This window comes from Rhizobium sp. BK491 (assembly GCF_014194925.1).
In the GTDB taxonomy this organism is placed as follows: Bacteria; Pseudomonadota; Alphaproteobacteria; order Rhizobiales; family Rhizobiaceae; genus Rhizobium.
This window is the reverse complement of the sequence record NZ_JACIAR010000003.1, coordinates 1-20,431: the sequence shown is the minus strand read 5'-3', so window position 1 is coordinate 20,431 and position 20,431 is coordinate 1. Positions and strand designations below refer to the sequence as shown.

Below are 20,431 nucleotides of genomic sequence, written 5' to 3'. Positions count from 1 at the left end.
ACGACATGGCAAGCCTGATTTCCTGCCCTCACTGCGGCACACGTCCCAAGGAAGAATTCACCATCAAGGGGGATGCAAACCTTATCCGCCCGAAAGCCGATGCCGGCACCGAAGACTGGTATGATTACGTCTACCTGCGCAACAATCCAAAGGGGCGTCACAAGGAGTATTGGCACCACACCTCCGGCTGCCGCCGCTGGCTGATCGTCGAGCGCGACACCGTCACACACAAGGTCCATGGCGTCAGCGATGCGGCGCTTACCAAGCTTGGAGGCGGCGCATGAGCAGCTATCGTCTTTCCTCCGGCGGTCGGATCGACCGCTCCAAAACCATTGCCTTCAGCTTCGACGGCAGGAACCTGGCGGGCCATCCCGGCGACACGCTTGCCTCAGCCCTCCTCGCCAACGGCATCCAGCTTGTTGGCCGCGGCTTCAAATATCATCGGCCGCGCGGAATCCTGACGGCCGGTGCCGCCGAACCCAATGCGCTTGTCACGACCGGCACAGGCGGCCGCACCGAGGCCAACAGCCGCGCCACGATGATCGAGCTTTATGATAGGCTCACGGCGCGCAGCCAAAACCGCTGGCCCTCTCTCGCCTTCGATTTCGGTGCCGTCAACGGGCTGCTGTCGCCCTTCCTCAGCGCCGGCTTCTACTACAAGACTTTCATGTGGCCGGCCGCCTTCTGGGAAAAGGTCTACGAGCCGCTGATCCGCAAGGCCGCCGGTCTCGGCAAAGCCTCTTATGAGGTCGATCCCGATTCCTACGAGAAATGCTGGGCGCATTGCGATCTGCTCGTCATCGGCGCTGGGCCTGCGGGCCTTGCCGCGGCGCTGACGGCGGGACGCGCCGGAGCGTGCGTCATTCTTGCCGATGAAGGCTTCGCTCTTGGCGGCAGTTTGCTCTTTGAGAGCAATTCACCCCTTGGGGAAATCTTGGACGAACTCGACAGCCTGCCGAACGTGCAATGCCTGCCGCGCACGACGGTTATCGGGTGGTACGACGACAATGTCTTCGGCGCCGTCGAACGCGTTCAGAAGCATGTGGCAGCGCCCGACCCGCGCCAGCCAGTCGAACGCCTCTGGCGCATCATCGCCAAGCAGGCGATCCTTGCGACCGGCGCCGAGGAGCGGCCGCTCGTCTTTGGCGGCAACGATATTCCAGGCGTGATGATGGCTGGCGCCATGCGCAGCTATCTGAACCGTCAAGCTGTCGCTCCCGGCAAGCGCACGGTCGTCTTCACGACCAACGGTTCCGGCTACCGCACCGCCGCCGACCTCGAGGCCGCGGGCGTCGACGTGGTCGCCATCGTCGATACGCGCGCCGCAGGTGAACACTGGGGCGGCAAGGCGCGGGTGCTGACCGGTGCTTGCGTCCTCGATGCGGTCGGAACCAAGCAGGTTCGCGGGGTCAAGATTGCGAGCGGTTTGGGCACTCAGGAGATCGATGCGGACGCTTTGGCCATGTCCGGCGGCTGGAGCCCGATCATCCATCTTGCCTGCCATCGCGGCACAAGGCCGGTATGGTCCGAACGGCATGCAGCCTTCCTCGCGCCCGAAAGACAGGAGGGCTTGCTGATTGCCGGCTCGGCATCCGGCCTCGCCTCCACGGATAGCTGCCTTAGCGACGGAGCAATCAAAGCTGCCGAGGCGCTGGAAACCATCGGCTTTGGAAAGATCGCTCCCGCCTTTTCTTCAGCAGAAGAAGAAGTACCGACTGTTGCCGCGCAGCTCTGGCATGTCAAAGGGAGCAAAGGCAAAGCCTTCGTCGACTACCAGAACGACGTGAACCTGAAAGATCTGGGGCTTGCCGTGCGCGAAGGTTATGGCGATGTCGAGCTCGCCAAGCGTTATACGACGAACGGCATGGCGACCGACCAGGGCAAGCTTTCCAACATCAACGCAATCGGCATTCTGGCCGAGGCCCGCGGCGTCTCCCCCGCCGAGGTCGGAACTACAACGTTCCGACCGTTTTATACCCCTGTTTCCTTCGGCGCGCTGACAGGTACTTCGCGGGCTAAGCACTTTCAACCGGCGCGCAAATCTCCCTTGCATGAATGGGCAAAGAAGAATGGCGCAGTCTTCGTCGAAACCCGCCTCTGGTACCGCTCCTCCTGGTTCCCGCGTGACGGCGAGAAGACCTGGCGCGAAAGTGTCGATCGCGAAGTGCTGAATATCCGGAAAAATGCCGGCATCTGCGATGTCTCGACCCTCGGCAAGATCGAGATCTTCGGCAAGGATGCGGCGACCTTCCTCGACCGCATCTACTGCAACGGCTTCGCCAAGCTGTCCGTCGGCAAGGCGCGCTACGGCATCATGCTGCGCGAAGATGGCATGATCTATGATGACGGCACCACCAGCCGCTTGAGCGAAGACCATTTCTTCATGACGACGACGACGGCGCTTGCCGCCGGCGTGCTCACCCATCTGGAGTTCTGCGCCCAGACGCTCTGGCCCGAGCTGGAGGTCTATTTTGCGTCGTCGACCGATCAATGGGCGCAGATGGCGGTCGCCGGCCCGAAATCGCGGATGATCCTGTCCGAGATCATCGACGAGGACATTTCCGACGCGGCTTTCCCCTTCATGGGCGCGCGCGCCGTCTCTCTGTTCGGCGGCAAACTCAAGGGTCGGCTCTTCCGCATCTCCTTTTCCGGCGAGCTCGCCTATGAGCTTGGCGTACCCGCGGCCTATGGCGAGTTCGTTGCCGACGCCATCATGCAAGCAGGCGAGAAGCGTGGTATCTGCGCCTATGGCGCCGAAGCGCTCGGCGTCATGCGCATCGAGAAGGGCCACGTCACCCATGCGGAAATCAATGGTACGGTAACACCAGGCGATCTTGGCTTTGGTCGCATGGTTTCGACCACGAAACCCGATTTCATCGGCAAAGCGATGCTCGCGCGCGAAGGCCTGCAGGCGCCCAACCGGCCTCGCCTCGTCGGGGTCAAACCGGTGAACCCTGCGACCAGCTTCCGCACTGGGGCCCACATCCTGGCGGAAGGCGCTGCCGCAACGCTCGAAAACGATCAGGGCTATGTCACCTCGAGCGCCTTTTCCCCCAACCTCGGCCATACAATCGGGCTCGCGCTCATCAAGAATGGGCCGGAGCGTATCGGCGAAAAGATCGTCGTCTGGAATGGCCTCAGAAACGAATACACGGATGCGGTGATCTGCAGCCCCGTCTTCATCGACCCTCAGAACGAGAAACTCCATGCCTGATTTGCCGACATCGAAGCCGGTCCTCGCCGGCAAGGCCGTTCTACAAGGCGAGACCATCCGGCTTGAAGCCTTACCTGAGGGTCATCTGCTGCAGGTAATGGGAGCGACGACGAGCGAAGAGCTTGCGGCGCATCTTGCAGCAGCCGGCCTCACGGAGAGCTCCGTGCGTCCGGCCGGATACCGGCAATGGTTCATCGCCGGCGGCGAGCAGCTTGCCGGCTCCCAAGAGCGGGCACTTGCGGACGCTCTGGCGGGCAGAGCTTTCGTCTCCGATCAAAGCCACGGGCGCATCCGTATCCGCATCTCAGGATCGAGCGCCGCCCGGATGCTCAATAGAGGTACTGCTGTCGACCTGCATCCAGCGAACTTCCCGGAGGGAAGCAGCGCCATGACGCTCTTCGGGCATATCTCCGTGCAGCTCACGCGCCTGGGCATGGAGGATTTCGAACTGACTGTCCTGCGCAGCTTTGCGGAATCGCTGTATGAAGAACTCGAAACGCTGGTCATTTCCCAAGGGGCTGGCATTCGGCGCAACTCGTGAAGCATCCGCTTTTGATGCACGCGAAAAGACGGAAGCTTGGACGCCCTCACCCAATCCTGCAATCTGCTTAAGGTGCCTGGTGCTGGCGGCTGAAAATTCGGCGCCCTTCGGACCGTCGACATCCACCACACACCGTGCGGCCAGGTGACGCTTGCGCGTCCTTCTCGCCTCTCCCTCGATCTGCTCCCAGGCCTTGTTCGAGATCGGAGCGAGTTTCCTGTGAGGATTGTCCATGTCAAACCTCTTTCTTTAAGGAACCGATCCCGAGGGAGCCGTCCGTATTTTCATTCCCGGTGGTCGGCCGACGAACATATTGACGAGCATCTGTTCCATACGCGCCGCCGATGGGGGTAGCCGATGAAATAGTCCCGAATTCGCCCTTCCGACATCGCTGGCAGCTGATAGTTCCTTTCAACCCATCAAACGGGAACATTCCGGATGGGCGATTATGACCGTCAAGGAACGTCGATTTCTTGGCTCGCCAAAAGCTGCGCTTCTATCTCCATTCATTCAGGAAGTTGTCTGTACCGATCACGCCTCGGCGAATTGAGGCGCACGTGGCAATGTGATGGCAAATAAGATTTGGGAAGCGGGAACATAAATACCACAATGCGAGAACAAGTTATCGCAGCGATCAAGGCGTCTGAGGCAACCACTTCTTGATCATGATTCACAAGCACCTATCACGGGATAAAACCAGTCGCCCGATAGGCCCGGATTGTTCGGTCATAGATGCCAATATCCCGGCAACCGCGCGCGATCAGTTGGGCCCCCTCGATGGCTGCGAAGATCGCCATCGCGTGCTCCTGCAGGTCCTGGTCTCGTGCGGAAGGCCTGGCCCGCGAGAGCACCTTGGCCAGCCAACCGACGTTCATGGCGGCGAATTTGTCGACCTCCGTCCGAACCTCCGTGGGAAGATCGTCAAGTTCCGCGCTCATGATGCCGCACAGGCACATACGATTGTCGTTGGCGAGAGCAGAGCGAAAGATCTCGGTATATCTGTCCATGCACCAGGTCGCGTCTTCGGGCGTCGCCAGCAGCTCCGCCAGATAGGCAGCCCCTTCCTCGGTATAGCGACGCGCCAACGCTGCGCCGAGGTCGCCCTTGGTCGGAAAGTGGTAGTGCACGCTGGCGCTTTTGATCCCGACCTCTTTCGCCAGCTCGCGAAAGCTGAGTGCATTGTAGCCATGCGACTGCACCGTCGCTCTTGCGGCGGTCATGACCGCCTCGCGCATATCCGTTTTTGTCCCAGCCATCATCGATCCTTACCTATCACTCGATAGATAGTTGTTGACGCCGCAAAAGGGAAGGGCTATTTGGAGGTCGTAACCTATCTATCGATAGACAGATAAAGGGATCTCTCATGAAAATCTTCGATCGCCCCGGCTTTCCCAATCCCGCCCGCATTCGCATCGTGCTCGCCGAGAAGGGTCTTGAACCACAGGTCGAGTTCGTCTCCGTCGACCTCATCGCCGCCGAACATAAGCAGCCGGCTTTCCTCGAAAAGAACCCGTCCGGCGTCCTGCCGGTGCTCCAGCTCGAGGACGGCACCTACATCAGTGAAACTACCGCCATCACCGAATATCTCGACAATCTTGACGGCGATCCACGGCTCACCGGCAAGACGCCAAAGGAAAAAGCCGTCATCCACATGATGCAGAAGCGGGCCGAGACCGAGCTGCTCGACGCCGTTGGCAACTATTTCCACCACGCAACGCCTGGCCTCGGGGACGCGTTGCAAGTATTCAAGAGCCCTGAATGGGCGGGCCGTCAGGACTGGGGCAACCGCCAGCGCGACAAGGCGTTCGCCGGCATGGGGTATTTCGACACGGTACTGCAGGACCATCCTTTCGTTGCCGGCGATGCGTTCTCAATGGCCGACATCACTGTGTTTGCCGGACTGATGTTTGCGGATGCCGCCGGCATTTCCATCCCTGAAGATCATTCCGCCCTGAAGTCCTGGCGCGCGAAGGTCTCTGAACTGCCGAGCGTCAAAAATCGCAGCGGCCAGATGTTCGTCTCTGAGGACCTGCGCAGGCTCGACTTCTAATTCCCCGCGCAAAAGCGGCTTGAACGTCGCGCCGACACTCCCATCCACATTTGCGATCACGCCGTCCCAGGGCGGCAATTATCACGGAGTTTCCTCATGTCCACGATCTCAACACCCGACAGCGCTTCGCGGCGCAACCTGCTGAAAGGGGTCGCCATCGCTGGCGTCGGACTTGCAGCCCGGGCCGGCGCCAATCCGGCGGATGCAAAGACCCTCTCCTCAAACCGTGCCAGCAAGCCAACCGGTGATCGCCTTATCACGAAAGACGGCACCAGCCTCTACTATAAGGACTGGGGCACCGGTCCGGCCGTGGTGTTCAGCCACGGCTATCCGCTCTCATCCGATGCCTGGGAGGACCAGATGTTCTTCCTGCTACAAAACGGTTATCGCGTCATCGCCCACGACCGTCGGGGTTTTGGCCGCTCGAGCCAACCATCCGGCGGCTACGACTACGATACCTTTGCCGACGACTTGGCCCAATTGGTCGAGGCGCTCGATCTGCGCGAGGCAACCTTTGTCGGTCACTCGATGGGCGGTGGCGAGGTCGCACGCTATGTCGCGCGCCATGGCCAGAACCGCGTTGCCAAGGTCGCCTTCGTGTCGTCGGTGACACCGTTCCTGCTCGAGACCGCAACCAACCCGACCGGTGCGCCGAAGGAGTTATTCGACAGCTTCCGCGCTGCCGTCCAGGCAAACAGGTCGCAGTGGAATCTCGACGTCACCATGCCGTACTACAACTTCAACCGGCCCGGGGTGCATGTCTCGGAAGGCCTACGGGAAAGCTACTGGCGGCAGGGGCAGGCAACCGGCTTTCTAGCCGCCTACCACGCGCTTGGCGCCTTCTCGGAGACCGATTTCCGCGACGACCTCAGGAAGATCACCGTCCCCGCACTGATAGTCCACGGTAGCGATGATCAGATCGTCCCGCTGGAGATCTCCGCGAAACCGACCGCTGAGCTCGTTCAGCGTGCAAAGCTCATTGTCTACGAAGGCGGCTCGCATGGATTGCTGCATGTCGACAAGGACCGCTTGAATGCCGACCTGCTTGCGTTCCTTCGCGGCTGATGGCGTGCGAAAGGCCCGGGGGCTGGTCATAGAGCCACGCCCCGGCCTTTGCGTACGATCGATCAGGGGAGCGGAAAAAAGCTGGGGGTTAGGCCGCGAGGTCGAGCTTTGCCTGTTTGAGACGGCCTTCCGCGACGGCTGCTTGGACTTGAAGAACCCGATGAGTGGCGATCGGTGTCCAACGCATTTGCCGCTCCCGTTCCGCCTGCATGTATGCGGCGAAGGGGATCAACAGGCTGATGAGGATCTGCGATCGGGTTTCCTCCCCGAAACGCCGTGATATCCAGTCCTTTCCCGTCGTCGCCAGAAGAGTCATGGCTTTACCGATCGTGGCTCCTATGCTTCCGATCCAGGCAAACGTTGTCGATGCTTCCGGCGGTGAGAACTTGCCCGTCGTGGCGGCGGCGATCGCGAAGCGCATGCAAACCAGACCGGAAGCGTCGTTCAGAAGCGACTCTCCCTCCAGGATGTGGATCAGGCGCTTTGCAACGGGTAAACGGCTCACGATGGCAGACACGGCGACCGCGTCTGCGGGCGAAATGGCCGACGCGAGAGCGAATACGACGGGCAAAGGCATAGACGGGATCATCTAATGGATGAAAGCGCCTGCGCCAAGAACCGTGAAAAACACCAGACCGAAAGCGAGGGCGGCGATCGTGCCCTGATCGCGCAGAAGGCCCTCCTTGGGCGTTCGCCAGCCGTCAAGAAAGAGCAGGGCGCGAGAAACAGAAGGAATGTCGGCGCATCAAGCTCCACGCGAAAATCAAACGCGAGCGCGGCGACGGCCCCGAGCAAGATCTGCGCGAAAGGAATAGGAAGGCGCAGCGGCGACATTCTCGCCAGAATGCTGCTGGCAACGACAAGGGCGATCAGAATAAGGCTGACAGCAATGGCTTCCACGCGATTGTCCCTTACTTTACAGACTTAACCGCTCGTCGGGCAGCATGACACTCGTCCAATCAGTTGATGGGCGTTGTCATGTCTGGATGGCGCCCAATCATGGAATGAGCGCAAGGGCAATCCGATTGGCAGCTGCGACGACGACTAGCGCGATCGCCAGCGTTGGCCAACCGAGGTGATTCAAAATCAAGGCTGTGATCAAGAAAATGCCAGCTTCGAGAACGAGCCCGCCGGCCGGGCCAACCTCATATCTCCGTTTCGGGGAAAGAAATTTACCCCAAAAAGTGGCAACTGCTGCGCACAGCCCAAACCCCAACAACACTTGTGCCATGATCGGTACGGCAAGATGTGCGGCCAACGCCGCCAGCGAAGCGAGTATACAAAGCTCGAGCGCAAATCTGATGCTAAGTGCTATCGCTTTCATCTTCCCTCCCAGCTGTAGAGCTGTGCTCATTCATTTTTAAAGAAGCCCAAGGCCACTAAGAAACTCGAACGATATCCGAATAGCAGTTTTTACTCGAAGTCCTGAGGCTTTATGTGGCCACACAGCACGATCGGCACAGCGAGTGCCTTTACCCGATTGCGGCTCGGTGTGCAGCCGCAAACTCCGACAGCGAACGGAAGTGACCAGCAACTTTCGGAGGATTGTCGAGGATTTTCGTCGCCCCTTGGCCCGCCTTACCAAATCGCCTGTCAATCCATACACTGGTCAGGTCCATTTGCACGGCCGGCGCATGGTCGTGATATAAACTCTGCGCCACATGCAAAAGCTCACTCTTTTGAACGCCTAGATCCTGCTGCAGCGGCGAGAAAAGGAAATGGAAATTCTTCGGATCCGGCTTATAGCTCCCAATGTCCTCTGCGGTGTAGACGGCATCAAAGGAAATACCGAGCTTACGGTTTGAAGCCTCAAAGCTCTTGCGATCCACATTGGAAAGCACAACCAGATGATAGTGCTGCTTCAGATACGCGAGTGCCTCAGCAGAATCAGGGAACGCTGGCCAATCAGGTACCGAGGCGCCGAAGCGCTCATGTAGGTCGGAGTGGACAGTTAAGCCCCAGTGCCGAGCAAGCCTTGCATGCACGACCGATAAGAGCGTGACGTAGTGCAAGGACGGCGTCTCAGCCTCCTGCGCCGTCTCAATCTCCCCGTAAGCTTTCAGCGCCTCCTCGCGCCCGATTTCGCGACTTCCCGTGCTCAACAACGGCTGCAGGGCGTTCCAGATGCCGCTCTCCCAGTCAATCAGCGTACCGTAGACATCAAAAGAAAGGGCCTTAAAGCAGGTCAGATCCATGTCGTTCATCCTCTCGCGCAGATCTTCGTTGCGCTACACTAGCGTTTGCTGTGCCAGAAGAGATGAGCCTGGAATCTGGAAGACTATGCCAAAGCTACGACATTTAGCCGAGCCTTAGTCCACGCGACCAGTCAGACGAAATTCGCCTGGTGAAATCCCAAGGCGACGCTTGAATATGCGGTTGAACGCAGAAACATTCTCATAACCTGCCGCATAGGCAATTTCCGCTATGGTGTTATTGGTGGCGATCAGGCACTCCATCGCTACATCAAGTCGCCGCTCAATATCATACTGTCTCGGAGAACTGCCGAACGTCGCCCTGAACAATGCATGGAAATGGCTCTGGCTAATGCCGGCCTCTCGCGCCATAGCGCTGATATTTGTTTTGCTGCCGCCTGTTCCAAGATCGGCCGCCAGCCGCTCTATTCTGTTCGATGCTTTTGATTTTGTCTTAGGGGCCGAGGCCGGACGGATAAGATGCAGTCCGGTTAGCGCCAACATGGCTGCATCTTGAGCGCGATGCCCATTCGCATTGACCTCTGTGCCGATCTGGCGGAAGATTCGCCAAAGCCAGGGCTCCATGCGCGAGACCAAGGGGCTACCTCTGGTCAGTAGAACCGGTGCTTGTTCCGCATCGCTTTCGTGGAGTTTGAGATCTACGACCAACAGACTGCAGTCCGCACTTGGGACGAAGTCATGGTAACACCCCGTCGGGATGACAGCGACTGAGCCGCCTGCAATAACGCCCGATCCCGCGTCGATGGAGATCTTCATCGCGCCCCGCAACGGAAATAGCACCTGGATATGGTCGTGATAATGATAACCGCGACTATGATACTGTCTTGTCTCGAGATTGATGTCCACGGCTCTTGCTCCCAGGCAACCCAGTCTTGCGCTTATGAATTAGCTGGGCATACCCGTTTTCGCGCGCGATGTTAATTTTCGCGGAGTTCTGGCATATCTGCTCATGCCCGCGAGCCGACGGCGGGAGCAGCAAACATAGTAACCAACCATCATGCGCTGCTCATCGCCGATCCTCCTCGTGCTGTTCCGCTCCCTCGATCGGAGAAAGCCAGGGTTCCCGCCGTTTGGTCCACAGCTCATAGGTGGGGCGGAGACGCGTGGGCGCCTCGCTAAGGATCCCGAGTTTGATCTCAACCTCGTTATCACTCATGGCAAAGACGCGCGAGCCGCAGCGCGGGCAAAACTCCCGTCCAGCAAACTCGCTTGTCTCGCCTTCATAGTGAAATTCACTTACCGGCCACAGGCCGAAATAAGTGAAGGCGGATCCGCTTTCCTGTCGGCAATCTGTACAATGGCAAATGCCGATATGAAGCGGCGTTCCGCGCACCGTGAGACGCACTTGCCCGCACCGGCACGATCCGGTCGATTCCGTCATGGTATGTCCTCATCATCGCTGACATTCGTGATCGGGCCTTGCCCACGGTTGACATGCTCCGTCTGCCAGCGCCGGTCAGACAGCTGATAGCTGATTTCTGCATCCTCACCGCCCTGTGACTGGCGGGCTGCAGCAAATTTGGCAGCCGCGAGCGCACTCTCATGGTCGGGAAAGGTCTCCGATCAGACATAAGCCAATCTTCAAGAAGATGGCCTCGGTCCTTTTCTGCCTTTCCCGATCCCTAGGGCCACCCTTTCGGCATTATTCAAGGATGCGGACAACCGTGCGCGTCTTTGGTTGAACAATGATACGTTTGTGGTTCACGACAGCGTAGGCATAGGTCGGGTTGTCCGGGACCGGTGTGACGACAACCGTCTCTGGGAGCGCGCGGCCGACAACGATCTGGTCCTGGACGACTGCCTCGGATGGAGGCAGGGGTTGTTCCTGAACGTATGTGACCACTTTCTCTGGCGGTGGATCGATCGCGGTGCCAGCAATCGCACCGGCGACACCTCCGACTGCAGCACCGACAGGGCCGCCTACTACTGCTCCGGTCACCGCACCGCCTGCGGCGCCGGTTACGGTGGAAGACTGGGCGAAGGCCGAACCGGCCAGAAGGCCGAAGGCGGCCATTGAAACGACAAGTCTCGTTTTCATAGCATTCTCCTTTAATTCCAGCTCTTATGAGCTGAAAGGAGAATTACTGAGCCAATAGAATGTTCCTCTTCGGTTACCATCCGAAGCCATCACGAGTTAGCCGCCTGCGACAAACTTCGTGATCGGCACGGAAGGGGCAGGCGCATCGGCGAAGGATGCGGTAACGGCAACGCTTCCGACTGGATCTCATGTTCGGCCATGATGCCATGCCGCCTAGGAGTCTCTGTCTGAGACAGACGGTAGTCGTATGATCTGTCTTAGCTTCGCCCTGCCGCTTCGAACCGATGCCGCAGTTGATCACGCTTCTCGCCCCGCATGCGCTGCGGCTCTTAACGGAGATAGTCTTGTGTGGCGCTACAGATTGTTAGCTCGCGGATTTTGTCCCACGACCTGTTCTGCATCTACCGGCACCTCGACCAAGATGGATGGGTGACCGGGGCTGTAGCTTTCGCGCATGATCTCGGCCAGGTTGCTGAGATCCGGCATCAGCTTCCGGCTTGTCCAGCCGCATGCGCGCGCCATTAACCCAAAGTCGATGCGGTAGAGGTCACTGTGGTAGCGATCGGATGAATAGTCTGGAATGACCACGGGCAGGCCCTGCACCATGATGCCGAGCGCGCCGTTGTCCAGCACGAACAGAACTAGCCCCAATGATCGCGCTTCGGCCAGGCAACCAGCAATCAACCGGAAGCATCCATCGCCCATAAAAGCGAAGACTGTCGCCTCCGGCTTTGCAAGCTTTGCGCCGATTGCCGCGCCCAACGCTCCGCCCATTGCCGAACCGCGATAGAGCGAATGGAAGCGGACATTCGGATGCGGGCGCTGCGTGACATATTGACGATCCTTGTAGGCAAGGCAGACATCGTCGAACGCGATGCTTCCCGACTGCCATTGGCAGTCGAGCTCCTGATAAAATCGGGCGATATCGATCGTCCCGGCACGTGGCGGCAAGATCTTGCGATCATTGAGATCAGCCACAAAGGCCGGCGCGGGAGGGCGCGGCAGCTGAAGACCCTCAAGGCGGCCGATCGCTTCGCTCAGAACCTGGTCGATCGGGCCTCGAACATCGAAATATTCGCCGCCCACACGATGCCGAAACTCGCCCCCAACGCTGCCGTAGGGCGCTGTCAGGTTGGTGAAATTCCATGTCGTATGGGCGGGTATGTCAGAGAAGTTCAGGGTATATTCGTCAGGGCAAAACCCGAGCGTAATGACGATATCGTCGGGCCCGAGGCTTTTCCAGAGCTGCATTGCGCGATCATTGCCGCCAAATCCCAGATAGCCGAAACCGAAGCTATTGTTGCGCGCCACCGCATTCGCTCCGTTTATGCTCCAGACGATCGGTGCCTGTAGCGCTTTGCACAAACGTGTGGTGAGGACAGGCATGTACGGATACACGGCCGCCTCTTCCCCGGCGAGCACGATCACCCGACGCCCCGCCGATTGCCGCGGAAATTCAGCCAGAAAATGGGCGAGCGACCCATGGTCGATCCTATTCGGTTTATGGGCGTAGTCACCGCGCCAAGGCGTAAGGACCGGCTCAGGCACCACCTTTCCGAGTGCCTCCGGCGGCATAAGAAGTGCGATCGGCGAGCCCTGATCGAGCTGTTTGCGGGCCTCTTCAAGTTGTTCTTCGATACTGTCCGGATCGTTCAAGACGAATGTGCCCGAAGGTAACTCGGCCCTCAACTGAGCCACGACATCGGCCCCGTCTGCGCTCGTGTCCTGCAGCGGTGCGCGGTATCGCGTATCTGCGGGGCTAAGGGGAATCAGGTAGATTGCCGGAATATTGTGCAATTTCGCATCGCTCAGGCCGCAGGTCAGCAGCCGCGTTGCGGCTCCCGTCGTTGCAATGGCTGCACTGATTTTCCCGCTCGCCAGATAGTATCCCAGAGGAATGAAGCCGGCGACATACTCTCCGACATTGAAGAAAACCGGGCGTTCGACCCCGTCGTCGGGGACAACCATCGGCTCGAGATGTTTGAGCAAATGGATGACCCCTCCACCCGTGACGCCGGCATAGTGACGCACATGCCAGGTCGCAAGCGTATCGATCAGGAATTCATATCCCGTTTTCGGCTTGACTACCTGAACATCGCCTGCCGCTTCGACTGTGAGATTCACCGTCATTTGCTCATCTCTCCGCTATGGCCTTTTCCTGAATTCAGCAACGTATTGACGTTCGTTCCCCGAACCGGTCGGGCTCGGAGGAAGCGCGGTTCCGACTTCAAGCCGATCCCGGTTGCATGTTGTGGAAGCAGAATTACGCGATGTGCTTTTCGCGGAAGAACGCTTCCATACCGGCAACCGTCGCCAGAAGGTCCTCATCGCAAAGCGATGCCTTTTGATCGGCGATATCCTTGAAACGGGAGAAAGCGAGATCGAGATCCGCATCGGAGCCGAACTCGACGCCGAGCGAACGCATGCACATGCGAAAACCGTTACGACCGGAATTCTTTCCGAGCACCAGCCGATACTCGTCGGCGCCGACCTCCGCCGCCGTCATGATCTGATAGGTCAACGGGTTCTTCAGCATGCCATCCTGGTGAATACCGGACTGATGCGAGAAAGCATTCCTGCCGACGATCGCTTTGTTGGGCTGCACAACGAAACCCGTGATCTCCGAGACGAGCCTGGATGCAGCCGTCAAACGGCGGGTTTCAACGGACGTCCGGCATCGGAAAAAATCCTCGCGTGTATGCAGTGCCATGACGATCTCCTCAAGCGACGCATTGCCCGCTCGCTCACCGATACCGTTGATCGTGCATTCGATCTGGCGCGCGCCCTGCCGGGTCGCTTCGAGCGAGTTGGAAACAGCCATGCCGAGATCATTATGACAATGCGCGGAGAACACGGCCTTGTCAGCATTCGGCACGACATTGCGCAGATAGGTGAATAGCTTGCCGTATTCATCGGGCGTGGCGTAACCGACGGTGTCCGGCAGGCTGACCGTGGTTGCACCGGCCCCAATCACCTGTTCCACAAAGCGGGCGAGAAACTCCGGCTCCGACCGGCTTGCGTCCTCGCAGGAAAATTCGATATCCTCCGAATAGCGTCGCGCATGGACCACCGCGCGAACAGCGTGTTCGAGCACGTTTTCCGGTGTCATCTGCAGCTTGTATTTCATGTGAATGGGCGAGGTCGCCAGCACGATGTGGATACGAGACGATGCCGCACCGGAAACGGCCTCCGCCGTAAGATCGATGTCGCGCTCGACCGCGCGGCTCAGGCTGCAAATCGTGCTGTCCTTGACGACACGCGCCACGGCTTTGATCGCTTCGAATTCTCCGGGACTGGAGACGGCAAAGCCAGCCTCGATCACATCGACCTTCAGCCCTTCGAGCATAAGCGCGATCTCCACCTTTTCACCGGTGTCGAGGTTGATACCGGGGCTTTGCTCGCCGTCCCGCAATGTGGTGTCAAAGATAGTGATTTTTTCGGCACTCACGCGACTCTCCCCAATCGATTGAAACATCGGCATTGACGAATTCGTAAGGGTTAGCTGCACTGCATCATGTGCAGGTCGTATAAATCGAGGCTTCCGGCACATTCACGCCGGCAGCGACATCGATCATCTCATGCAATTCCTATCAGATCTGATCCCGTTCGACCGGGTTTCGCTTCTGGAAACCGAACAAACTAAACCGTCAATTCGGACAGCACTTTTTCCATTCAACATGTGTGAGATCGAAAGGGAGCTTCATCTCCCCAGGATGCGGCAGGCAAGTAGATTCCAGGTTCCACAACGGTCAGATGGCTGGCAAATTGCCGCCGCGAGGCAGTCCGGACCATCTCGATTTTCGGAGCCAATATTTCAAGGTCTGAGAATTGAGTGTCCATAGCGCACCGAATGGTTACCATCGCGAGCATGCCTCCATTCTCGATGGCCGTATTTTAGAAAACTATGGATTATTTTTAGGAAGCTACGGCTTTTTGCTCCACCCGCGAAGAGTGTATCGACTTTGCCACACTTGCTCTAAGCCGCTGGTATTTTAGGGCTATAGTGGGAGCGGCACCGTCGCCGGCTCGCGAGCAGCATCGGACAGTCCGGTCATGCAGACCCCGTATCTGCGCCGATCACCATAATAAGATGTCATTGCATACGTCTGCCCTCGCCCAAGCCATCCGGGCCGGACGATGGCAGCTCTTGCCTAGCGCGGCTTCCATAGCAAGTCGCTATTTTTCAGCCCTGTGTCACGCCACCAGCTTTTCACCACTGAGATGACGCTCCAGGAAGGGGAGGCTGTCCTGTCCCCAATAGAGCTCGCCTTCGTATCGGAAGGTTGGAAGGCCGAAGACGCCCGCCTCCTTGGCAACATCGCGATTGCTGCTCCAGAGTTCGGCAATATCGGGACGAGCCGTGCGCGCCTCGAGCGCAGCGCCGTCAAAACCTGCAGCCTCGGCAATCGCCTTTCGCACATCGGCATTGCCGATATCTGCAGCGGTGCCCCAGAAAGCATGTTGAAGCGCGCGGGCGAGAGCAGTCCAATCCTGCCCATCGAGCTGGGCCGCCAAGACAAGAAAGCCCGCGGGCGTCGGATCGGACAGCGCCGACCGGTTGGTAAAGTCGAGCAGCTTGCCGCGGAGAGCGGCCCACCGCCGAAGATCCTTCATCCAGTAGGCCCGCCGCGCGTCGGGGCGATCACGCGAGTAGATCGCGCCATTTTCGACGATCAGCGGAATGAGATAAGGGCGGATCTCCGCGCCCGATCGCGCCGCGAGTTCGATAAACGCGTCAAAGCCTATATAAGCCCAGGGCGATCCGATGCCGAAGAAGTAGTCGATGGTTTTGGTCATAAAGTTTTCCTCCCGACGGGATCAAATGTGAAACAGATCTAAATTGCTAGAGCGACCTTTACGCGTCACACGCGACGCCGGATGCTGTGGTCGCCATATCGAAAACGGACAGCGCGCAATCACGCGCGATCAAAACAGACCGGGGGTCGCGGCCGACAGCGACCGTAGCCAAAGCGCCTTCGTAAAGCAGAGACAGATGCGCAGCCGCCTGCTCGGTCGGACACCTTGCCGCCGACATGACGGAACGGAAGATTTCGCGCACCGCATTCTTATGCTCGCGGGCGATAGTGACGACCCGCTCGGAATCGCCGTGCTCGGCAACCGCCAACGCGAAAGCGCAGCCGCGAAACTCCGGACTGTCGGCCTTTTCGAACAGGCGCTCGAAAATCATGGCAATCTGGTCACGCGGCTGCAGGGTTGCGGTGGATATGACCTCTCTCAACTGGAGAAGGACGCGTTCGTGACGCTCGGTCAGGTAGGCCGCGACAAGATGATCCTTGGATGGAAAGTGCCGGTAGAGCGTGGCTTTTGCAACATCGGCTTCATCGATGATGCGATCGATGCCGACGGCGCGAATACCCTCCCTATAAAAAAGGGTGCCGGCGGTGGTCAGGATATGGTCTGAAATTTTCATTGCGTCGGTCCGGATGCCTTCACCGCACTAACTCGGAACTAGCCCGCCAGGTGCGCCTTCGGCCTCGAATGGGTGGGAGTGGAGAAAGACAGGTAGTTCTCGGCAAGCTCGCGCAGACTAGCGAAAGGAAGGAGCGCCGTGAAGCCACCCTGTTGCGCCGCCGATCCGGCAATTTCCTGGGCGGTACGATTATAGGGCGTTGCTATCCCATGCAGACGCCCGAGAAGCACGATTTCTCCGTTCAGATAGTCGACTTCGCTCGAAGCGCCGCGCGTGAAACTTTGCCACGTCGATTGCTGACCGGGGCGAATACCGGCATTCTCGGCGATCTTCCAGTGCGCTATGCTGACCGTACGTTCCGAGGGAGATGCAAATCTATAGCCCGCGGCCTTGAGAACGATCTGGGCCTCATCGACAAGGGCCGCGCTGAACGTTGCTCTTTCGTCGTCCGCGCCGTCGAAAAGCTCCAGCACATTGCGCACGTTGTGAAGAAGCTTCGCCGCCTTCCATCGCTTGATATCGCTTGTTGCCTCGGCAATGTAATCGGACCGGCTAAGATCCGCGACGATCTTGGCCGCGGTCTCGTCCGAGCCTTGCGGATAGCGACCGATAGTCACGATCGCCACTTGCGGATCGCCACCGACCACGACGTGACCGACTTGCGTAAAGCGGGCGGGCGTCAAGATGCTGGCGCCGTAGATATTCGGAAATAGCCTAAGAGCCGCCGCTTCCGTCGCCAGGCCATTCTGAAACGTGACGATCGGCAGGGCGGAGGCGGTCAGTCCCTCGGTATGCTCGACGGGCCGCCAGGCCCAAAAGGCAAGAGCTTCGGCTGCATCCTGCGATTTCACCGTCAGCAGGAGGATGTCTCCCTGCCTCAATGATGGCGGTTCAGTCGCGTCGAAGGCTTTCAGCCGGATTTGCCGGGTGCCGGCGGGCCGCTGGTAGACGAGACCATGATCGACGATATGCCTGATCTGGGCGCCGCGTCCGACAAGGGCGTAGTCTATCCCCGAAAGCTCAAACTGCGCGGCAAGGCTCGCACCGACGGCGCCCGCTCCGATGATGATGTAACGTGTCATGCTCGCCGCCCGGAAACTGCATTCAGGAGCTCCCGCGCGTCTTCTGTCTGCCGGGAACTGGGGGAGACAGCTGACGCCTTTTCAACCGCGAAAAGATGAGGCGATTCCTCTGCCTTTCGGCTCCATCTGTCACAGGCCGAGCGCCCTAGAATGGAAACAGACGTGTCTTCCTGAGGCGCGTGGACGAGAACCGATTGGATGTCGCGGAAATGCCGCTCGATGCCGAGATCGCCATTGAGACCGGGATTGCCGAGCGTGCGAACGGCAAGCTGAACCGCGTCGCGTATGTTGCGGGCAGCAAGAAGGCGCGCCCTGATGAGCGCTTCAGGTTCATCCAGCGAATGGTCGAGCGCGTTGAACAGGATCTGTCTCGCGCCGCCCACGAGCAAGTCGATTTCACCGGCTGCGGAAATGAACCTTTCCGTTTTTGCGATCGGAACGCCGAGATTGGGGGGGATGCGTTCATGACCGAAACGGATGAAAGCCTCCTGGGCAGCTTCTGCAGCTCCGAGGTATATGGCGGTAAGCGCGACGTTAGCGGCGGCATGGGCACGATTGTCCTGTGTGCCGACGGAAACGTCGACAAGATCGAGGACGTCCTCAACCGGCACCTCGACATCCTTGAATTCGACGTCGTGCGAGCCGCTGGCCCGCATTCCCAGGCTCTTCCAGTTCTCGATCACCTTGATGCCGCGAAGGGTCGACGGAACGACGAAAGTGCCGACACGTTGCGGTGTCTCATCGGTGCGTGCCCAGACGAGGAAGTGGGTCAGGCCAAGCGCACCCGTCACGAAACGCTTGCGCCCTGTGATCACCCATCCACTGACGGTGCGGCGCGCCAATGTGTCGGGAAGGCCGCCTCGGGCGGGAGAACCAAGCTCGGGCTCGACGCGGGCCACGTTCAGCAGGATCGGCCGATCGCGCGCGTCGTCGAGCAAACGTCGATAAAGCGGCTCCGGCCATTTGTTGCCCGCTGCCTGTCCGAGATGGGTGAATATGGTCATAGCGCTGATCAGGGCGACCGAAGGATCGCCGCGACCAAGCGCTGCCAGAATACGCCCGACATCGGCAATACCAGCACCTTTTCCACCGAACCGCGTCGCCACCGTGCTTTCGAGTAGGCCAGCCGCATGAACGGCCTCGATGCCGGCCCAGGGGAAGGCGCCGGACTCATCTGCCACCGCAGCTGCGGCGGCAAGCTCGCGGGTCACATCCGTCAGATCGATGGTGTTAAAGGACACTTTACATCAGCCTCTTTGAAGCAGTCAGGAGCACCATGCGCGGCGTTTGCCGCGCGATGGCCTGTCTTTGCGAACACAACCCAAATGGCGTTCGCCAATTCTGTTTGTCGGTGCGTGACAATGTGGGATCAGGCGACGGCTTGCTGCGGCGCCTCTCTTGCCGCCAGATCCGCCCTGACGAGCGGCAGAATATAGCGGCCATAGTCGATGGCATCGTTCAGGTTGTCATAGCCTCGGATCGAAATCAGATCCGCGCCGAGATCGACATAATCGAGAATGGAGTCCGCAATCGTTCTTGGTGAGCCGACCAGGGCGGTGGAGGCGCCGCGCGCATTCGTCGCCGTCACCGTCGGATACCAGAGAGCCCGATCATGGACATCACCGCGCGAGGCGATCTCAAGCAGGCGCTGCGAGCCGATATTCTGCGGAGAAGGCGCTGATGGCGGCACTTTGCCAAGGGCCCTTGCGCGATTTTCCTTCAAAAGGTCGAGGGTGTGATGCGCCTTGGCCCAGGCAAGCTCGTCAGTCTCCGCAACGATCGGACGGAACGTCACCCAGATCCGCGGGCGATCCTTGCGCCCGGCGCGGGCCGCTTCAGCATAGATCCGGTCGATTTGCTGCTTGGTTTCGGCCAGCGGCTCACCCCATAGGCCGAAGATATCGGCAAGCGCGCCGCCGATGCGATAGGCATCGTCCGACGACCCGCCAACCGACACCGGGATGGTGCCGTTTACTGGACGCACGCGGCTGTGGAACTGCTTGAATTGATAGTAGCGGCCATCGAAGTCAAAGGCTTCACTCGACTGCCAGACGCGTCGCAGAATGCGGATATACTCCTCCTGCCGTTCGTAGCGCTGGCGCTTGTCAAGGAAATCACCTTCCTTGGCCTGTTCCTCATCGCTTCCGCCGGCAATGAAGTGAACCACCACACGCCCGCCGCTCAGCTGATCGAGCGTGGCGAGCGATTTTGCCGCGACGGTGGGATAGATCGTGTTCGGACGAAGGGCGATGATGATCTTGATATTCTTCGTGTGCGCCGCAACCGTTGCGCCGATGGTAAAGGGGTCGAAGGAGGCGCTGTCGTAGGGAATAAGGGTATAGTTGAAGCCATAATCATCGAGCGAACGGGCATAGCGCTCTAGGAATTGCGGGTCGAGCGCGGGGTTTTCCAGAGGATTGAGCTCGGTCGAGGCATTCGGAAAGGTGACGCTGATGAATTCGGTCGGCATATCGATGTCCTATGGTTTCCTTCATCGGATTTGGACAGAATGCTAGCGTGACCCTCCGGCCTCAGAAAGACAGGTCGTTCTTTTTCTACTAAATTTATAGAATATTCGTGCTTAAGATGTCTTCAATCCTGAAGGCACAGTTCTATCCGACCCAATTCGTCATCCAATAGGTGAGTGCAGAGATAGCAGCCGCAGCCGGAAGGGTTATTACCCATGCGATGACAATATTGCCCGCCAATCCCCATCGAACCGCCGAGATCCGCCGCGCGGCGCCGACACCGATGATAGCGCCCGTGATCGTATGGGTCGTCGAGACCGGGATGCCGA

The 20,431-nt window shown here is 59.1% G+C and carries 20 protein-coding genes and 3 pseudogenes; 6 read left to right on the top strand and 17 right to left on the bottom strand.

Features of this window, described 5'->3' with window-relative positions; translation table 11 throughout:
* The first annotated feature begins 5 nt into the window (after positions 1–5).
* From FHX05_RS14550 to FHX05_RS14540, 3 genes are read left to right on the top strand one after another with little or no spacing between them, the layout of a single operon-like run.
* Positions 6–284, top strand: a complete 279-nt coding sequence (locus tag FHX05_RS14550) for a sarcosine oxidase subunit delta (protein WP_112606176.1) — start codon at positions 6–8, stop codon at positions 282–284.
* On the top strand, positions 281–3,214 hold the full coding sequence (locus FHX05_RS14545) for a sarcosine oxidase subunit alpha family protein (protein ID WP_183872499.1): 2,934 nt from the start codon (positions 281–283) through the stop codon (positions 3,212–3,214). Before FHX05_RS14550 ends, FHX05_RS14545 begins: the two co-directional genes overlap by 4 nt.
* The gene (locus FHX05_RS14540; protein ID WP_112606170.1) at positions 3,207–3,755 is read left to right on the top strand and encodes a sarcosine oxidase subunit gamma family protein; all 549 of its coding nucleotides are present in this window, start codon (positions 3,207–3,209) and stop codon (positions 3,753–3,755) included. The genes FHX05_RS14545 and FHX05_RS14540 overlap by 8 nt, the downstream gene beginning before the upstream one ends.
* A gap of 39 nt (positions 3,756–3,794) precedes the next feature.
* Here the strand turns inward: FHX05_RS14540 and FHX05_RS14535 are convergent.
* Both FHX05_RS14535 and FHX05_RS14530 read right to left on the bottom strand, forming a co-directional pair.
* A pseudogene (locus tag FHX05_RS14535) lies at positions 3,795–3,989 on the bottom strand (family 1 encapsulin nanocompartment shell protein); the annotation flags it as partial.
* 449 nt (positions 3,990–4,438) lie between these two features.
* Positions 4,439–5,014 (bottom strand): TetR/AcrR family transcriptional regulator, encoded by a 576-nt coding sequence (locus tag FHX05_RS14530; protein WP_183872497.1) that lies wholly within the window; start codon positions 5,012–5,014, stop codon positions 4,439–4,441.
* Positions 5,015–5,118: 104 nt separating this feature from the next.
* Here FHX05_RS14530 and FHX05_RS14525 point away from each other — a divergent pair, with 104 nt between their 5' ends.
* A complete protein-coding gene (locus FHX05_RS14525) occupies positions 5,119–5,805 on the top strand; it encodes a glutathione S-transferase (protein WP_183872495.1) in 687 nt (228 codons plus the stop codon).
* A 96-nt stretch (positions 5,806–5,901) separates the two neighbouring features.
* Positions 5,902–6,870, top strand: a complete 969-nt coding sequence (locus FHX05_RS14520; RefSeq protein WP_183872493.1) for an alpha/beta hydrolase — start codon at positions 5,902–5,904, stop codon at positions 6,868–6,870.
* A 259-nt stretch (positions 6,871–7,129) separates the two neighbouring features.
* On the opposite strand, the pseudogene FHX05_RS30370 reads toward FHX05_RS14520, so the two are convergent.
* Positions 7,130–7,447, bottom strand: a pseudogene (locus tag FHX05_RS30370) (cation:proton antiporter); the annotation flags it as partial.
* Between the two features lie 15 nt (positions 7,448–7,462).
* Here FHX05_RS30370 and FHX05_RS30365 point away from each other — a divergent pair.
* On the top strand, positions 7,463–7,798 hold the full coding sequence (locus FHX05_RS30365; RefSeq protein WP_246698948.1) for a hypothetical protein: 336 nt from the start codon (positions 7,463–7,465) through the stop codon (positions 7,796–7,798).
* A 69-nt stretch (positions 7,799–7,867) separates the two neighbouring features.
* Here FHX05_RS30365 and FHX05_RS14510 read toward each other — a convergent pair whose 3' ends face one another.
* The 14 genes and pseudogenes from FHX05_RS14510 to FHX05_RS14450 all read right to left on the bottom strand — a co-directional run.
* Positions 7,868–8,194 (bottom strand): YrdB family protein, encoded by a 327-nt coding sequence (locus FHX05_RS14510; protein WP_183872491.1) that lies wholly within the window; start codon positions 8,192–8,194, stop codon positions 7,868–7,870.
* 148 nt (positions 8,195–8,342) lie between these two features.
* On the bottom strand, positions 8,343–9,065 hold the full coding sequence (locus tag FHX05_RS14505) for a haloacid dehalogenase type II (protein ID WP_183872489.1): 723 nt from the start codon (positions 9,063–9,065) through the stop codon (positions 8,343–8,345).
* A gap of 114 nt (positions 9,066–9,179) precedes the next feature.
* Positions 9,180–9,929, bottom strand: coding sequence for an AraC family transcriptional regulator (locus tag FHX05_RS14500; RefSeq protein WP_183872487.1), 750 nt, complete (start codon positions 9,927–9,929; stop codon positions 9,180–9,182).
* Positions 9,930–10,089: 160 nt separating this feature from the next.
* Positions 10,090–10,464: a GFA family protein gene (locus FHX05_RS14495; protein WP_183872485.1), complete on the bottom strand. Its 375-nt coding sequence runs from the start codon at positions 10,462–10,464 to the stop codon at positions 10,090–10,092.
* A pseudogene (locus FHX05_RS30360) lies at positions 10,461–10,661 on the bottom strand (hypothetical protein). Before FHX05_RS30360 ends, FHX05_RS14495 begins: the two are co-directional and overlap by 4 nt.
* A gap of 64 nt (positions 10,662–10,725) precedes the next feature.
* Entirely contained in the window at positions 10,726–11,121 is a 396-nt protein-coding gene (locus FHX05_RS14490; RefSeq protein WP_112339137.1) for a DUF1236 domain-containing protein, read from the bottom strand.
* A gap of 354 nt (positions 11,122–11,475) precedes the next feature.
* Positions 11,476–13,251, bottom strand: coding sequence for a thiamine pyrophosphate-dependent enzyme (locus tag FHX05_RS14485; RefSeq protein ID WP_183872483.1), 1,776 nt, complete (start codon positions 13,249–13,251; stop codon positions 11,476–11,478).
* Between the two features lie 133 nt (positions 13,252–13,384).
* A complete protein-coding gene (locus tag FHX05_RS14480; RefSeq protein ID WP_183872481.1) occupies positions 13,385–14,569 on the bottom strand; it encodes a 2-isopropylmalate synthase in 1,185 nt (394 codons plus the stop codon).
* Between the two features lie 746 nt (positions 14,570–15,315).
* The gene (locus tag FHX05_RS14475) at positions 15,316–15,918 is read right to left on the bottom strand and encodes a DsbA family protein (RefSeq protein WP_183872479.1); all 603 of its coding nucleotides are present in this window, start codon (positions 15,916–15,918) and stop codon (positions 15,316–15,318) included.
* Between the two features lie 58 nt (positions 15,919–15,976).
* Positions 15,977–16,552 carry a TetR/AcrR family transcriptional regulator gene (locus tag FHX05_RS14470; RefSeq protein WP_183872477.1) on the bottom strand — a complete coding sequence of 192 codons (576 nt, stop codon included), beginning with the start codon at positions 16,550–16,552 and terminating at the stop codon, positions 15,977–15,979.
* 38 nt (positions 16,553–16,590) lie between these two features.
* Positions 16,591–17,634, bottom strand: coding sequence for a ketopantoate reductase family protein (locus FHX05_RS14465; RefSeq protein WP_183872475.1), 1,044 nt, complete (start codon positions 17,632–17,634; stop codon positions 16,591–16,593).
* A complete protein-coding gene (locus FHX05_RS14460) occupies positions 17,631–18,875 on the bottom strand; it encodes an acyl-CoA dehydrogenase family protein (RefSeq protein ID WP_183872473.1) in 1,245 nt (414 codons plus the stop codon). Before FHX05_RS14460 ends, FHX05_RS14465 begins: the two co-directional genes overlap by 4 nt.
* A gap of 128 nt (positions 18,876–19,003) precedes the next feature.
* Positions 19,004–20,104, bottom strand: a complete 1,101-nt coding sequence (locus FHX05_RS14455; protein ID WP_183872471.1) for an LLM class flavin-dependent oxidoreductase — start codon at positions 20,102–20,104, stop codon at positions 19,004–19,006.
* A gap of 142 nt (positions 20,105–20,246) precedes the next feature.
* On the bottom strand, positions 20,247–20,431 hold a 185-nt coding region (locus FHX05_RS14450; RefSeq protein WP_183872469.1), incomplete at its 5' end, for an inorganic phosphate transporter.